15 protein-coding genes are annotated in these 14,967 nt (G+C 65.4%); 9 read left to right on the top strand and 6 right to left on the bottom strand.

Annotation, left to right across the window (positions count from 1 at the left end):
• Positions 1-176: 176 nt before the first annotated feature.
• Complete coding sequence (locus L1O02_RS18360) at positions 177-722, top strand: cytochrome b (RefSeq protein WP_060843287.1); 546 nt, start codon at positions 177-179, stop codon at positions 720-722.
• Positions 723-735: 13 nt separating this feature from the next.
• Here the strand turns inward: L1O02_RS18360 and L1O02_RS18355 are convergent, their stop codons facing one another.
• From L1O02_RS18355 to L1O02_RS18345, 3 genes are all read right to left on the bottom strand, one after another.
• Positions 736-1,842, bottom strand: coding sequence for a DNA alkylation repair protein (locus L1O02_RS18355; protein WP_108543054.1), 1,107 nt, complete (start codon positions 1,840-1,842; stop codon positions 736-738).
• A gap of 212 nt (positions 1,843-2,054) precedes the next feature.
• Complete coding sequence (locus tag L1O02_RS18350; RefSeq protein WP_060843289.1) at positions 2,055-3,878, bottom strand: monovalent cation:proton antiporter-2 (CPA2) family protein; 1,824 nt, start codon at positions 3,876-3,878, stop codon at positions 2,055-2,057.
• A gap of 174 nt (positions 3,879-4,052) precedes the next feature.
• Complete coding sequence (locus L1O02_RS18345) at positions 4,053-4,943, bottom strand: LysR family transcriptional regulator (protein WP_108543058.1); 891 nt, start codon at positions 4,941-4,943, stop codon at positions 4,053-4,055.
• A 170-nt stretch (positions 4,944-5,113) separates the two neighbouring features.
• Here L1O02_RS18345 and L1O02_RS18340 point away from each other — a divergent pair, with 170 nt between their 5' ends.
• The 4 genes from L1O02_RS18340 to L1O02_RS18325 all read left to right on the top strand — a co-directional run bounded on the left by L1O02_RS18340 (position 5,114) and on the right by L1O02_RS18325 (position 10,351).
• Positions 5,114-6,196, top strand: a complete 1,083-nt coding sequence (locus L1O02_RS18340) for a 4-oxalomesaconate tautomerase (RefSeq protein WP_060838817.1) — start codon at positions 5,114-5,116, stop codon at positions 6,194-6,196.
• Positions 6,197-6,239: 43 nt separating this feature from the next.
• Complete coding sequence (gene dctA, locus L1O02_RS18335) at positions 6,240-7,562, top strand: C4-dicarboxylate transporter DctA (RefSeq protein ID WP_108543060.1); 1,323 nt, start codon at positions 6,240-6,242, stop codon at positions 7,560-7,562.
• A 139-nt stretch (positions 7,563-7,701) separates the two neighbouring features.
• A complete protein-coding gene (locus L1O02_RS18330) occupies positions 7,702-9,006 on the top strand; it encodes a citrate:proton symporter (RefSeq protein WP_041117598.1) in 1,305 nt (434 codons plus the stop codon).
• Positions 9,007-9,097: 91 nt separating this feature from the next.
• Positions 9,098-10,351, top strand: a complete 1,254-nt coding sequence (locus L1O02_RS18325; RefSeq protein WP_060845107.1) for an OprD family porin — start codon at positions 9,098-9,100, stop codon at positions 10,349-10,351.
• A gap of 5 nt (positions 10,352-10,356) precedes the next feature.
• Here L1O02_RS18325 and L1O02_RS18320 read toward each other — a convergent pair whose 3' ends face one another.
• Both L1O02_RS18320 and L1O02_RS18315 read right to left on the bottom strand, forming a co-directional pair.
• Positions 10,357-11,367 (bottom strand): M48 family metallopeptidase, encoded by a 1,011-nt coding sequence (locus tag L1O02_RS18320; RefSeq protein ID WP_108543062.1) that lies wholly within the window; start codon positions 11,365-11,367, stop codon positions 10,357-10,359.
• Positions 11,368-11,394: 27 nt separating this feature from the next.
• The gene (locus L1O02_RS18315) at positions 11,395-11,994 is read right to left on the bottom strand and encodes a LemA family protein (RefSeq protein ID WP_060838821.1); all 600 of its coding nucleotides are present in this window, start codon (positions 11,992-11,994) and stop codon (positions 11,395-11,397) included.
• Positions 11,995-12,193: 199 nt separating this feature from the next.
• Between L1O02_RS18315 and L1O02_RS18310 the strand changes: the two genes are divergently transcribed.
• The 4 genes from L1O02_RS18310 to L1O02_RS18295 all read left to right on the top strand — a co-directional run bounded on the left by L1O02_RS18310 (position 12,194) and on the right by L1O02_RS18295 (position 13,906).
• Positions 12,194-12,613: a DUF4265 domain-containing protein gene (locus L1O02_RS18310; RefSeq protein WP_231979029.1), complete on the top strand. Its 420-nt coding sequence runs from the start codon at positions 12,194-12,196 to the stop codon at positions 12,611-12,613.
• A 22-nt stretch (positions 12,614-12,635) separates the two neighbouring features.
• Complete coding sequence (locus L1O02_RS18305; protein WP_108543064.1) at positions 12,636-13,043, top strand: Imm10 family immunity protein; 408 nt, start codon at positions 12,636-12,638, stop codon at positions 13,041-13,043.
• A gap of 76 nt (positions 13,044-13,119) precedes the next feature.
• Entirely contained in the window at positions 13,120-13,458 is a 339-nt protein-coding gene (locus L1O02_RS18300) for an FKBP-type peptidyl-prolyl cis-trans isomerase (RefSeq protein WP_060843293.1), read from the top strand.
• The gene (locus tag L1O02_RS18295) at positions 13,448-13,906 is read left to right on the top strand and encodes an NUDIX domain-containing protein (RefSeq protein WP_108543066.1); all 459 of its coding nucleotides are present in this window, start codon (positions 13,448-13,450) and stop codon (positions 13,904-13,906) included. The genes L1O02_RS18300 and L1O02_RS18295 overlap by 11 nt, the downstream gene beginning before the upstream one ends.
• 16 nt (positions 13,907-13,922) lie before the next feature.
• On the opposite strand, the gene L1O02_RS18290 is transcribed toward L1O02_RS18295, so the two are convergent.
• Positions 13,923-14,945, bottom strand: coding sequence for a sensor domain-containing diguanylate cyclase (locus tag L1O02_RS18290; RefSeq protein ID WP_060843295.1), 1,023 nt, complete (start codon positions 14,943-14,945; stop codon positions 13,923-13,925).
• Between the last annotated feature and the right edge of the window lie 22 nt (positions 14,946-14,967).

Genomic DNA, 14,967 nt, shown 5'->3' with positions numbered 1-14,967 from the left:
AGTATCGGCAGGCTTTCTTAAGCCAATCTGAAGATGGCAAAGAGACAGTTCTGCGCTCTTCAGGTTGCCTTAAGGCTGGCCCGGCAAGGTGGCGCACCCGGGCAGCCAAAGGCGTTGCACGGGCCCTGCGACGACCTGAACGACTCGGGCGTCCCGAACCACCGTGAGGACTGTGTATGACTGCTGAAACCGCACCGCTGCGTTACGCGCGACTGTCGATCCTGATGCACTGGCTGATGCTGGCGCTGTTCGTCGGCGTCTACGCCTGTATCGAACTCAAGGGCCTGATGCCCCGGGGCAGCACGGCCCGGGGCCTGTTTCTCGGACTGCACAGCCTGTTCGGCATCAGCATCTTTGCCCTGGTGTGGATTCGCCTGCTGGCGCGTCTGCAACCACGGCCGGCGATCTCCCCGGCGCCGGCGGCCTGGCAGACCGGGCTGTCGCACCTGATGCACCTGATCCTGTATGGCCTGATGATCGTCACGCCGCTGCTGGCCTGGCTGATGCTCTCGGCGGCGGGTAAGCCGGTGCCTTACTTCGAGTTCTTCCTGCCGGCCGCGCCGGTGCCCGTGGACCCGGACCAGGCGCGTTTCTTCAAGCACTGGCACGAGCAACTGGGCAACGCCGGCTACTGGCTGATCGGCCTGCACGCCGCGGCCGGGCTGTTCCACCACTACTGGGTGGGCGACAACACCCTCAAGCGCATGCTGCCGGGCCGCTAGTCGGCGGAGACCCTCAGGGGATCGACAGCTCGAAATGCGCGCTGGCCACGGGTTCGCCGTTGACCCGCAACTGCACGCCATGGCGCCCCGGATAATGGCGCCGGGTGGTCAGCTCACGGATCGGCTGGCTGCGGCCCAGGTCCACCTGGGCCAGGGCGGGCAGGGTGAAGGTCTTGAGCTTGAACACCTTGCTTGCCGTGGCGCCGGAGGCCTTGACGTAGTCGATGGCGTAATCCACCACCAGGCGCTGGTCGCGGGGGCTGGTGGAAGCCAGGGTCAGGGACAGATTGAGGCGCTCGCCCAGGCGCAACTGCCCGGGAGTGACCTGAAAGCGCCTGACGTCGACTTCGGCCCGGGCCCCGGCGCCGATGATCGCCAGGGCCCGGCGCTCGCCCTGCTTGATCAGGCTGCGCAGGGCATGGCGGGCGATCCAGGCGCTGCGGGGATTATCCAGGGGCCAGCCTTCCAGGCACTGCATGACCCACTGCGGATGGTCCTTGGTGATGTCGTTGAGGTGGTTGGCCACCGACTTGCGCACGTACAGGCTGGGGTCGCTCCTCAGGCGTTCGAGAATCGGCGCCGCCAGCTGCGGGTCGGCCTGCAGCTGTTCCAGGCGAAACGACCAGGGCAGCCGCGGGCGACTGCCCTCGCTGGCCAGGCGGCGCACGTGTTCATCCGGGTCGCCGGCCCATTCCTGCATCTGGGCCAGGGTGCGGGTGCAATCCTGGCGCAGGAAATGCCGCACGGCGAATTCCGAGGAGCCGAAGCCGGTGAAGTACTTCAATGCCGCCATCGACAGCTCGAAGTCATGCAGGCCATGGCTGGCCACGTAATGCGGCAGGAAGATGCACACGAAGCGGCTGTTCAGGCGCGGCGCCAGGGCCCGCAGCAATGCCAGGCTGGTGGGGTAGTCCAGCTCCAGCACCTGATGCAGGCTGTCGCTGACCCGGGCCAGGCGCTGCATCAACGACAGCTCGGCGAGGTTGTGGCCGGCCAGTTGCAGGAAGCGCTGGCGCTCGAAGGCCGGGTACACCGCGAACATGGCGTCGGCGATGTGCTCCAGGCGCTGCAGGTTGAAGATTTCCTTGAGGGCCGGGGCGTTCTCTTGGGTGGAGCTCATGGGGCGTATCCATTCAAAGGCGAGGCGGCGCTCACTGTACACAACCCCTCCTGACAGAACCTGACGGTAGTCGCTGGAGGGAATGGTGTGTCCTTGCGTCCTTCAGAGCATTTGCCGGCGTCCTCGAGGCCGCCTTCGCCGGCAAGCCGGCTCCTACGGAGTGTGCGTGCCGCAGGTGTAGGAGCTGGCTTGCCAGCGAAGGGAGCGCTGCGTCAGCGCATCGGCGGCAGCGGGCTTTCGAGCTGTTCTTCCTGCTCGTCGGCCTCGAACAGCCGGGCCAGTTCGGCGCGGGCTTCCTGGGCGCTCTGCAGCACTTTGGCGGCGTCGTCGTAGACCGCGTGCTGGGCCGCCAGCAGCTGTTCGTCGTGCTGGGTGAAACGCTGGATCCGCGAGTCGGCCTGGGCCTGGCTCAGCCCCAGGCCCACCAGGGTGCGACGGCTCATTTCCAGGCTCGAGTAGTAGGTTTCCCGCACGGCCTGGGCCTCCAGGTCCACCAGCCGGTGCACGTGCTGACGGTTGCGCGCCCGGGCGATGATCTTCAGGTGCGGGTAGAGCTTGCGCACCTGTTCGGCGGTCTTGATGTTGGTTTCCGGGTCGTCGGTGGCAATCACGAAGTACTCCGCGGTGCCGACCTTGGCCGCACTGAGGATTTCCGGGCGCATGGGGTCGCCGTAGAACACCGGCATGCCGCCAAAACTGCGGATCAGTTCGATGGTGTCCACCGAGGTGTCCAGGGCCACGAAGGGGATCTTCTGTGCCCGCAGGATCCGCGCCACGATCTGCCCCATGCGGCCCATGCCGGCGATCACCACCCGGGGGCTATCCGCTTCGATCTGACGGTATTCGGCGGGCATCTCCAGCGGCTTGGCCTTGGGCTTGAGCCAGCGCGAACAGGCCAGCAACAGCAGGGGCGTGAGGGCCATGGACAGGGTGATGGTGAGCACCAGCAGGTCGTGCAGGCGGGCCTCGAACAGGCCCTGGTCGCGGCCGATCTTGAACACCACGAAGGCGAATTCACCGCCGGCCGCCAGCACCACGCCCAGGCGCAGCGCGCTCTCGCGATTGAGCTCGCCGGCCAGCCGCCCGACCACGTACAGCAGCGGCAGCTTGAGGCCGATCAACAGCAGGGTCAGGCCCAGCACCGCGATGGGCGCGCTGAGCAGCAGGCCGATATTGGCGCCCATGCCGACGCTGATGAAGAACAGCCCCAGCAGCAGGCCCTTGAAGGGTTCGATCTGCGCTTCCAGCTCGTGGCGGTACTCGGAGTCGGCCAGCAGCAGGCCGGCGAGGAAGGCGCCCAGGGCCATGGACACCCCCACCAGATCCATCAGCCAGGCGGTGCCGATCACCACCAGCAGGGCGGTGGCGGTGGACACTTCCGGCAAGCGGGTGCGCGCCACGATGCGAAACACCGGACGCAGCAGGTAACGTCCGCCCACCACCACCACGGCGATGCTGCCCAGCACTTGCAGGCCGTGGCGCAGGTCCTCGGCGCTGCTGGTGTGGTGATCGTTGCCGGCCAGCACCGGGACCATGGCAATCAGCGGAATGGCGGCGATGTCCTGGAACAGCAGGATGGCGAAGGCCATGCGCCCGTGGGGGCTGTTCAGCTCCTTGCGCTCGGCCAGGCTCTGCAGGCCCAGGGCAGTGGATGACAGGGCCAGCCCCAGGCCCAGCACGATGGCGCTGTTCAGCGATTGGCCGAACAGAAACAGGGCCACCACGCCGATCACCGTGCCGGTCAACAGCACCTGGGCCAGGCCGACGCCGAACACCGCCTTGCGCATCACCCACAGGCGCTTGGGCGACAGCTCCAGGCCGATGATGAACAGCAACAGCACCACCCCCAGCTCGGAGATGTGACTGACGCTTTGCGGGTTGCCCACCAGCCCCAGCACCGACGGGCCGATCAGCACCCCGGCCAGCAGGTAGCCGAGCACGGCCCCCAGTTGCAGGCGCTTGGCCAGGGGCACGATGAGCACGGCGGCGCAGAGGAACACGACGGCGGCTTGTAGCAGGTTGCCTTCATGGGGCATCGGGGGGACTCCAGGGAAAACGGGGCACAGGTGATGACAAGGGCTCACCGGTGACGATGAGCGCACGGGTGTCGCCAGTCTGCGCCCGAATAAAAACGGCGTGGATGTCCTGAGACTGGCGGTGCGCCCTTCAAGGCACGTTGGAGTATGGGGGGCGTTGCCGGGGCGTGCCGGTCAATGTGGCCACTGCTCCAGCAGGATCGCCACAAATTTTTCCGCCGCCGGCGACAGCGATGCGCCGCGGCGGTACACCAGGCCCAGGGTGCGGTTGACCACCGGCTCGGTCAGCGGAACGCTGACCAGGGTCGGGTGATCGGCGGCCGGCATGGCCAGGCTGGGCATGGCCGACACCCCGAGCCCGGCTTCCACCATGCCCAGTGACGTGGACAGGTGCTGCACCTCGTAGAACCACTGGGGCCGCCAGCTCAAGCCGGACAGGGCATGGTCCAGCAGCATGCGGTTGCCGCTCAGGCGGCCGACGCCGATCAAGCGATAGTCGCTCAGTTCCGACCAGGTCACCGAAGGGCGTCCGGCCAGTTCGTGGTCGCGCCGGCAGGCCAGGACAAAGGGTTCGTTGACCAGTGGCACGAACTCGATGTCCGGGTGCTGGCCGCTCATCATGTTGATGCCGAAGTCCGCTTCGCCGCGCAGCACCGCTTCAAGGCCCTCGTTGGCGCTGAGGTCGAGCAGACGGATGCGGATTTTCGGGTAGCGCTGGTTGTACAGGCGGATCACCGACGGCAGGAAATAGAACGCCGCCGTGGGGATGCAGGCCAGGGTCACCTGACCGATCTGCCGTTCCGCCAGCTCACGGATGTTGAGGATCGAATCGTCGAAGTCGTCCAGCAGGCGGCGGGCCTTGGGCAGAAAATCGCGACCGACGCTGGTCAGGCTGACCTTGCGCGTGGTGCGATCGAGGAGGGCGGTGCCCAGCCCCTCTTCGAGCTTTTTCATGCGCCGGCTCAGGGCCGGTTGGGACAGGTGCAAGGCGTCGGCTGCTTCGTGAAAACTCCCCAGTTCGGCGATTTTCACGAAAGATCTTATGTCCTGGAGCTCATATTCCATGGGGGCTACTCAAGGCGGGAGGCGGGTGGGGCGCTGGCGGACACGATATTTAACTCATGCGCGAAACGCAATAATCTCTCTGATCTTTGCATTGGAAACACATTTTAATCCCTGACACTCTTGTGCCCAGAACATCAATTACCTCGATTGATCAACAAGAGTCAGTGTTCATGCAACGAATTCCTTGTGTGTTGATGCGCGGCGGCACCTCCAAAGGGCCGTTTTTTCTGGCCTGGGATCTGCCGGTGGCCGTGTCCGAGCGTGATGAGCTGTTGCTCAACCTGATGGGCTCCGGCCATGAGCTGGAAATCGACGGCATCGGCGGTGGCAGCCCGCAAACCAGCAAGGTGGCGATCGTCAGTCCGTCGCTGCACCCGGAGGCGGATGTCGATTACCTGTTCGTCCAGGTCATGGTGTCCCAGCGGCGGGTCGATACCGCGCCCAACTGCGGCAACATGCTGTGCGCTGTCGGGCCTTTCGCCATCGAGCAGGGGCTGGTCAAGGCCACGGGTGCTCAGACGCAGGTGCGGATCCGCAACCTCAACACCGGCACCCTGGTCCATGCCCAGGTCCAGACCCCCGATGGCAAGGTCAGCTACGAAGGCGACACCACGATTGACGGCGTGCCGGGCAGCGCGGCGCCGGTGGCCCTGACCTTTCTCGATGCCGCCGGGAGCAAGACCGGCCAGTTGTTCCCCACTGGCCAGCCTCAGGACCTGATCGACGGCATTGCCGTGACCTGCATCGACATGGCCATGCCCATGGTGCTGGTGCAGGCGGCCTGCCTGGGCAAGCGCGGCGATGAAAGCCCCGCCGAACTGGACGCCGATACGGACTTTCTCCAGCGCCTGGAGAGCCTGCGGCTCAAGGCCGGCCTGGCCATGGGCCTGGGGGATGTCAGCGACAAGGTGATTCCCAAGCCGGTGCTGGTGTCCCCGGCCCGGGCGGGGGGCACCCTGGCGGTGCGCTATTTCATGCCCCACAACTGCCATCGGGCCCTGGCCATCACCGGCTCCATCGGCCTGGCTACCGCCTGTGTCACCGCCGGCAGCGTGGTGGCCGAGATGCTCGGCGGGATCAGTGAACCGCGTCTGCATCAGGTTCGAATCGAACACCCCAGCGGGGCGATAGATGTCGTATTGTCCTACAGCGGAACCAGCCCCGAGACCATCCGCGCCTCGGTGGTCCGCACCGCTCGCCGGTTGTTTTCCGGGTATGTCTACGCGCCTGCTGCACAACGTCTAGCCGGTTAGTCGACGCGCTGTCGATCCTGGTTGCATCAGAACAATTCTAAAAATGGGTGATGCCATGAAAGTTGTTAAATCGCTCTACTTCCAGATCCTCTGCGCGGTGTGCCTCGGGGTACTGGTGGGGCACTTCTGGGCCCAGCAAGCCATTGCCTTGAAGCCGCTGGGCGACGCCTTCATCAAGCTGATCAAAATGATGATCGCTCCCGTGGTGTTCTGCACCATCGTCACCGGCATCGCCGGCATGAGCGACAAGCGTTCCCTGGGGCGGCTGCTGAGCAAGACCATGCTGCTGTTCCTGGGCCTGACGCTGATCAGCCTGTTCATCGGCCTGGCGGCGGTCTACCTGTTCCAGCCCGGCGCGGGGATGAACATCGACCCCACCCGGCTGAACACCCAGGGCCTGTCCCAGTACACCGAGTCGGCGGCCAAGCTGGGGGTGGTGGAATTCTTCATGCACATCATCCCCGAGACCTTCATCGGCGCCTTCAACAAGGGCGAGGTCCTGCCGGTGCTGTTTATCGCGGTGCTGTGCGGGTTTGCCCTGTCGTCCCTGGGCGAGCGTGGCAAGCCGGTGCTGGAGGTGCTGGAGTCGGCCTCGCAGATGGTGTTCAAGATTTTTTCCTACCTGATGCGTTTTGCCCCCGTCGGCGCCTTCGGGGCCCTGGCCTTTACCGTGGGCCAGTACGGCATCACCTCCCTGGGCGCCCTGGCCAAACTGATCATGACCCTGTATGTCGCCTGCGGCTTCTTTGTCTGCGTGGTCCTGGGGGGCATTTGCCGGGCCAACGGCTTCAGCCTGTGGAAGCTGCTGCGCTACCTGCGCGAAGAGTTCCTGGTGGTGCTTGGCACCTCGTCGACTGAGCCGGTGATGCCGCGCATGCTGGAAAAACTCCAGGCCCTGGGCTGCCGCAAGAGCGTGGTGGGGCTGGTGCTGCCCACCGGCTATTCGTTCAACCTCGATGGCACGGCGATCTACCTGTCCCTGGCGGCGATCTTCATTGCCCAGGCGTGCAACATCGACCTGAGCGCCGGGCAGGTGGTCACCATGCTGGCGATCATGCTGCTGTCGTCCAAGGGCGCCGCCGGAGTGACCGGCAGCGGTTTCGTGGCCCTGGCCTCGACCCTGACGGTGATTCATGACATCCCCCTGGCCGGCCTGGCGTTGCTGATCGGCATCGATCGCTTCATGTCCGAGGCCCGGGCCTTGACCAGCCTGGCCAGCAACGCCGTGGCAACCGTGGTGATCGCCATTTCGGAGCAGGCCTGCGACCGCCAGGTGCTGTTGCGCACGCTCGATGGCCAGCCCCTTGCGGCCCAGGCCGCTGCTGCCGACACCCCGGCGAGCGCGCTGGCGAACAAGCTCGGCTAGACCCGCCAGGCCGCACCGCTTCACCCCAAGTACCGACTCAACACCTGTGCCGGGCGCCCTTGATCGGGGCGTCCGGTGCTCGGGTGGCCGTGCGCCCGCGCGTCGGCCACGCTCATCATAAAAACAAGAGAATCGACTTATGCTCGCTTTACTCGGCCTCGCCATGGTGGTGGTCTTCACCTTCCTGATCATGACCAAGCGCCTGTCGCCCATCGTGGCGTTGACGCTGGTGCCCATCGTCTTCGCGGTGCTCGGCGGGTTTGCCGGCACCACCGGCAAGATGATGCTCGACGGCCTGAAAATGGTCGCGCCGTCGGCGGCGCTGTTGCTGTTCGCCATTCTGTTCTTCGGCTTGATGATCGATTCGGGGCTGTTCGACCCGCTGATCCGCAAGATTCTCAAGCGGGTCAATGGCGATCCGACCAAGATCGCCATGGGCACCGCGCTGCTGTCGCTGGTGGTGGCCCTGGACGGTGACGGCACCACCACCTACATGATCACTTGCGCGGCCATGCTGCCGCTGTACAAGCGCATCGGCATGAACCCGATGATCCTCGCCACCATCTCCATGCTGTCCTTGAGCATCATGAGCGGCATGACCCCCTGGGGCGGGCCGGCCACGCGCGCCATCGCCGCCCTGGGCCTGGATGCCGGCGAGTACTTCGTGCCGCTGCTGCCGACCATGATCGGTGGCGCCGCCTGGGTGGTGTTCACCGCCTACCTGCTGGGCCGGGCCGAACGCAAGCGCATCGGCAATACCCAGCTGCAAAGCGGCGGTGGCGACTGCTACATCAAGGCGATTCTCGAAGACACCCCGCACAAGCGGCCCAAGCTGGCCTACGTCAACCTGCTGCTGGTGATGGCGGTGATGACCGCGCTGGTGCTGGGCCTGATGCACTCGGCGGTGCTGTTCCTGATCGGTTTTGTCCTGGCCTTGATGATCAACTACCCGCAGTTGGATATTCAGAAGGAGCGCATTCTTGCCCATTCAGGCAACGCCATGACTGTGGTGCTGCTGGTATTCGCCGCTGGGATCTTCGCCGGCATTTTCTCCGGCACCAAGATGGTCGATGCCCTGGCTCAGACCCTGGTGGACTGGATCCCGCCGTCCTGGGGCCACCTGTTCCCGCTGGTGGTGGCGCTGACCAGCATGCCGTTGACCTTCGTCCTGTCCAACGACGCCTACTACTTCGGCGTGGTGCCGATCCTGGCCAACGCGGCGGCGGCCTATGGCATTTCTCCCCTGGAAATCGCCCGCGCCTCGATCCTCGGCCAGCCGGTGCACCTGATGAGCCCGCTGGTGGCCTCGACCTTGCTGCTGGTGGGCATGGTGGACCGCGACATCGGCGACTTCCAGAAAGCCACGGTGAAGTGGGCCGTGCTGACCTCCCTGGTCATTACCGCCCTGGCCTTGCTGACCGGGGCCCTGACCCTGTTCGTCTGATTGCCTCGAAACCCTCTTTTGTAGCCGGGCGCGCCTGCTGGCGGGGCGCTTGGCGAACTGCGCCTTGAATAACAACAACGAGAAGTACGACATGAGCCATTTGCTGATTCGCGCAACGGTATTTTCCTGCTTGAGCCTGCCACCCGTGGCCGGGCTCCAGGCCGCTGACTTCATCGACGACAGCAGCCTCAAGCTGCAACTGCGCAACGTCTATTTCAACGAGAACTTCCGCGACGAACACGGCCTCAGCGCCAAGGCCGCGCGCACGGCCAAGAGCGAGCGCACCGAGTGGGCTCAAGGCTTCCTGCTGGACTATCAGTCCGGATTCACCCCGGGCACCCTGGGGTTCGGGGTCGATGCCCTGGGGCTGCTGGGGGTTCGGCTCGATTCCGGCAAGGGCCGCAGTGGCACGGGGCTGCTGCCGGTGCACGACGACGGTCGCGCCGCGAGCGAATTTGCCAGTGCCGGCGCCACGGCCAAGGTGCGGCTGGCCAAGACCACCCTCAAGTACGGCACCTTGCTGCCCAAGACCCCGGTGCTGGTCTACAACGATGCCCGTCTGTTGCCGCAGACCTATCAGGGCACCCAGCTCACCAGCACCGATATCGACGGCCTGAGCTTGACCGGCGGTTATCTGCAGCGCTTCAAACTGCGGGATTCCACCGACAGCGTGGGGCTGGTGCCCGACGGCTACAGCGGCGGCCAGTCCGGGGACTTCCGCTACGGCGGGGGCGAATACAAATGGAGCAAGACCCTGCGCCTGAGCTATTTCCATGGCGAGCTCGAAAACTTCTATCGGCAGGATTTTGTCGGCCTGCAACATGACCTGGCGCTGGGGCAGGGGACCTTGACCAGCGATCTGCGCTACTTCCGCAGCGCCGATTCAGGCGCTGCGTTCGACGGCAAGATCGCCAACCGCATGTTCAGCGGCCAGCTGACCTACGCGATTGCCGGGCATTCCCTGGGCGGCGGCTATCAGCGCCTGAGCGGCGATGCCGGCTTGCCCTATATCAGCGGCGCCACGGTCTACTCCTTCAGTAACGCCGGCATCGGCAAGTTCATCGAGGAGGGCGAGAAGACCTGGATGCTCGGCTATGGCTACAACTTCGCCAGCCTGGGTGTCCCCGGCCTGACCTTCAGCTCGCGCTACCTGAGCGGCAATGACGGCAAGTCCAATACCCGCGTCGATGAGTGGGAGCGCGACAGCGAACTGGCCTACGTGCTCCAGCAGGGCTCGTTCAAGGGGCTGGGGGTGAAGCTGCGCAACTACGTGTATCGCTCCGACTACTCCCGTGGACGCGACAGCAACCGCCTCTACATCACTTACGACATCGCCCTCTGGTAGCGCATCTACAACGGCTTGAAGCGCCCATCCCACTGCGGGTCCAGGCGCTGGATGCGTGCGGCCAGCGGCGGGTGGGTGGCGAACAGGCGTTCCAGGCGCAGTTTCACCCCCTGATGGAAATACAGGTGGCTGTACTGGGCGGCGGCGAAGGCTCGCAGGCGTGAGCCGGCGCTGCTGCCGCCGATCTTTTTCAGGGCCCCGGCAATGCCCTGGGGGTTGCGGGTGAACTGCACCGCCGAGGCGTCGGCGAGAAACTCGCGCTGGCGGCAGATGGCGGCCTTGATCAGGTTGCCCAGCAGGCTGCCCAGGGAGCCGAAGATCAGCAGGGCCAGGCCCAGCACGGCAAACACGATCTGCCAGAAGAAACGGTGGCGGTCGCTGCCCAGGTGCTGCTTTTCAGCCTGGCGCAGCACCGCGATGCCCGCCAGGCTGAACACCAGCAGGCCGTGGATCACCGCCAGCAGCCGGGTGTTGAGGCGCATGTCACCGTTGTAAATGTGGCTGAACTCATGGGCGACCAAGCCCTGCAATTCGTCGCGGTCCAGATGGACGAGGGCGCCACGGGTGATTCCGAGCACCGCCTGCTCCGGGGTCAGCCCGGCGGCGAAGGCATTGATCGCGTCTTCCGGCAGTACATACACCGCCGGCAGGGTGGCGCCGGAGGCCAGGGCCATTTCCTCGACGATATTGAGCAGGCGCTGTTCTTCGCTACCCCGAGGCGAGTCGTTGATCAGGCGTCCGCCCAGGTGCTCGGCGATCACCTTGCCGCCGGCCCGCAGGCGCCAGGTCTTGTACCAACTGCCCAGCACCACCACCAGCAGCATGAGCAGTGCTATGACCGCGACCACGGCCCAGTTCAGCACCTTGGGCTGGCCGTACTCCTGGCTCAGCTCGCGCCATAACAGGCCCAGCCCCAGGCTGCTGAGGCTGACCAGGGTGGTCACCGCCAGGGTCATCAACAACAGCAGTTTGAGGGTGTGGCGCCGGGCACGGGCCTGGTGTTGAAAGAACTTCATGCAAGCTTCCGGGGGCAGGCGGCGGGGTTATTGGAACGACACTTTGCTGGCGTCCTGGATCTGCGCGCTGTCGGCGAATTGCAGCAGCGCGGCATCGGCGCGATGGCCGAACAGCCCGGCGAAAAACAGCGCCGGCACTTGCTGCTTGCACAGGTTGTAGTCGGTCACGGCGTCGTTGAAGGCCTGGCGCGCGTAGGCGACCTTGTTCTCGGTGCTGGTCAGTTCTTCGCTGAGCTGCGCCATGTTCTGCGAGGCCTTGAGTTCCGGGTAGGCCTCCAGGCTCAGGTGCAGGCGGTCGAGGACCTGGTCCAGGGCACCCTGGTCCTGGCCCAGGCGGGCAATGCGCGCGCTATCGCCGGGTTGCGCGGCGGCCGCTTGCAGGCTGTCCCGGGCGCTGTTGCGGGCCTCGGCCAGGGCGGTCAGGGTCTGGCGCTCGTGCTGCAGGTAGCCCTTGACGGTTTCCAGCAGGTTGGGGATCAGGTCGTAGCGGCGCTTGAGTTGCACTTCGATCTGGGCGAAGGCATTGCGCAGGCGATTGCGCCGGGTCGTCAGACGGTTGTAGAGACTGACCAGGTACAGCGCCAGAACGGCGAGCAGCACCAGGGCGACGATATCGGCGGTGGCCATGGGATGTCCTTATCGGGGTGAGGCGTGGGGGCGGCCATGGTAACGGAAACGTCCCGGGCCGTGACAGCGCTTTGCTCAAGTAGCCAATCAGGGATTGCCCCGGGCCGGCAATTCTGCGAAAAAGCGCGCGGCGCTCCGGCTTCAAGGTCGAGGGGGCGCCTTTCATTCGATGAACCAGGGACAGGCGATGGACAAGATCATGCTCAGGTTGACGGTGGTCGACGATTACCCACCGGTTGCCAGCGAAGGGGTCTGGGCTGAGCAGCAGCCGGACGGCCTGTACCGGATCGCCAATCTTCCTTTCTATTCCCAGGACGTCTGTTATGACGACGAGGTGGCCGTCCAGGTCGAGGCCGATGGCCTGAAATGGTTCAGGCAGGTGGGGCGCAGCAGTGGCAACAGCACCTTGCGCGTGGTGTTCTTCAAGGCCGGCCGGGAGCGGATCCCGGAGGTGCTGGAGCGGATCAACGCCCTGGGTTGTCGCTGGGAGGGCATGAGCCAGGCCTTCTTCGCGGTCAACGTACCGGCCTCGGTGCCGTTGGACAGCGTGCTGGAGTACCTGCAGGCGTGCGTTGACCAGGATTGGCTGGATTATGAAAGCGGGCTGTTGCGCCAGTGACCGCGCCAGGGAGCAAGGACCGATGAACTTGAAATTTCATGCCAACACCTACAGTGCCTATACCGAGGACGACGTGCAGATCCTGGGTTTTGCCGACGATGGGCAGCAGCCCGAGCACTACCTGCTGTTGCAGCGTGCCGAATGCTTCGACGAGCAGGATCGGCAACTGGGCATGGACACCTATTACGTCGAGCTGGGCGGGCAGGGCGTGGCCGGCTATGGCGGCATCGAGCAGCTGCAATTGGCCCCGGGGCGCTTGACCCTGCAGTTCTCCAGCACCCTGGACTGGTGCCGGGGCCTGCCCGGCCTGGACATCAGCTGGGACGCCGGGCTGGCCAGCGTCGAGGAGGTCCGGGCGGCGCTCGGCGAAATGCTGCTCGGCACCGACACGCGCATTCAGCTGCAGCCCGGGCCGGGGGCGCTGCAGTGATTGCCAAGGCGCGGCAATTCTGCGAAAAAGCGCGCCGCGGTCCCGTGTCGGGGCAATGTTTGAACGGGAGTGAAGCATGAGTGACCAATTACAGGTGATCGATATCCAGCTGGGCGACGGCAAGGCGGTGGTCAAGGGCGCTTTGATCACCACCCAGTACCGGGGCTTTCTGGAGGACGGCAGCAGCTTCGATTCCTCCTACGATCGCGGCAAGCCGTTCCAGTGCGTGATCGGCACCGGGCGGGTGATCAAGGGGTGGGACCAGGGCCTGATGGGCATGCAGGTGGGCGGCAAGCGCAAGCTGCTGGTGCCGGCGCACCTGGGGTACGGCGAGCGCAGCATGGGCGCGATCCCGCCCAACTCGAACCTGATCTTCGAGATCGAGTTGCTCGAAGTGCTGACCCGTGACGACTGAGGGGCCGGCGCACACCTCAGCCGCACCCTCGACACCCGCCAACAAGGCTTGCCCGGTGCTGCTGCGCTACACCACCGAGCTTGAGGTCTTGGCCTTTCGCCATCCGCTGGCCGGCCTGCAACTGGTCAAGGGCACGGTGGAGGCGGGAGAGTCGACGGCCGCTGCGGCGGTCCGCGAGCTGGCGGAAGAAGCGGGCGTCGAGGCCGAGGAAAGCCGTTTTCTTGGCCTCTGGCACTCGGGGTTTGCCGGCCAGGTGTGGGCTTTCCATGAGTGCCGGGTGCCGGCGCCGCTGCCCGAGAGCTGGACTCACTTCACCGCGGATGACGGCGGCCATCACTTCGAATTCTTCTGGCACCCCCTGGCCAGCCCGCCGTCGGCCCAATGGCACCCGCTGTTCCAGGCGGCCCTGGTGTTTTTGCGCGAGCGCCTGCTCGACGCCGACGCCTAGGCCGGGTTGGTGGGTATCACTGCCCCAGGCGGTACTGGTTGTTGCCGCTGCGCTTGGCTTCGTACATCGCCAGGTCGGCGATGTGCAGCAACTGGTCCATGCGCCCGGCATGGTCGGGAAACACCGCCACCCCCAGGCTGCTGCCGATGCTGTGGCGCTGGCTGTCCACCTCCACCGGGGGCGATAGCTGGCTGAAGATCTTTTCGCCGATGCGCCGGGCTTCTTCCGTCAGGTCGAGCCCCGGGGACAGTCCCTCCAGAATCACCACGAATTCGTCACCGCCGATCCGCGCCACGGTGTCGCTGCTGCGCAGGATGCCTTGCAGGCGCTGGGCCGTGGCGCTCAGCACCCGGTCCCCGGCGGCGTGGCCGTACTGGTCGTTGATGGCCTTGAAGCCGTTGAGGTCGACGAACACCAGGGCCACCCGGGTCTGATTGTGCCGCGCCTGCTCCAGGGCCCGGGACAGGCGCTGTTCCAGCATCAGGCGATTGGGCAGGCCGGTCAGCGGATCGAAGTGGGCCAGTTGCTGCAGCTGGCGGGTGGAAACCTTTTCATCGGTGATGTCGCGCACCACGCCGAGCATCTTGATGGTGGTGTCGTGCACGTTCTTCACCACGTTGCCGGTCTCGCGCAGCCAGTGGATGCTGCCGTCGGGCCACACCACGCGGTATTCCTCGTCATGGTTCTCGCCGGTTTCCAGGCAGCGCAATTCGCCGGCGCGCACCCGTTCCCGGTCCTCGGGGTGCACACAGGAGCAGAACAGTTCGTAGGAGGGCACCACTTCGCCGACCTTGAAGCCGAACATGCCGTAGATGGCTTCCGACCAGTACAGGCGCTGGGTGTCGACTTCCCAGTCCCAGGTGCCGATGCGTGCGAAGTACTGGCTGCGCTTGAAGCGCTCGGCATCGTCGGGCAGGCCCTCGACCCGTTGGCGATAGGCCCGCAACTGGGCCTGGGCGCGGCGCTCACGGCGCAGCAACCACAGTGTCAGCAGGGCCAGCAACAGGGTCAGGCACAGCAGGGACCAGACAGCAATCATGAGATTCTGGACAGCATGGAAG

The organism is Pseudomonas sp. BC42 (assembly GCF_021560055.1).
GTDB lineage: Bacteria > Pseudomonadota > Gammaproteobacteria > Pseudomonadales > Pseudomonadaceae > Aquipseudomonas.
This window is presented reverse-complemented; position numbering and strand designations above follow the sequence as displayed.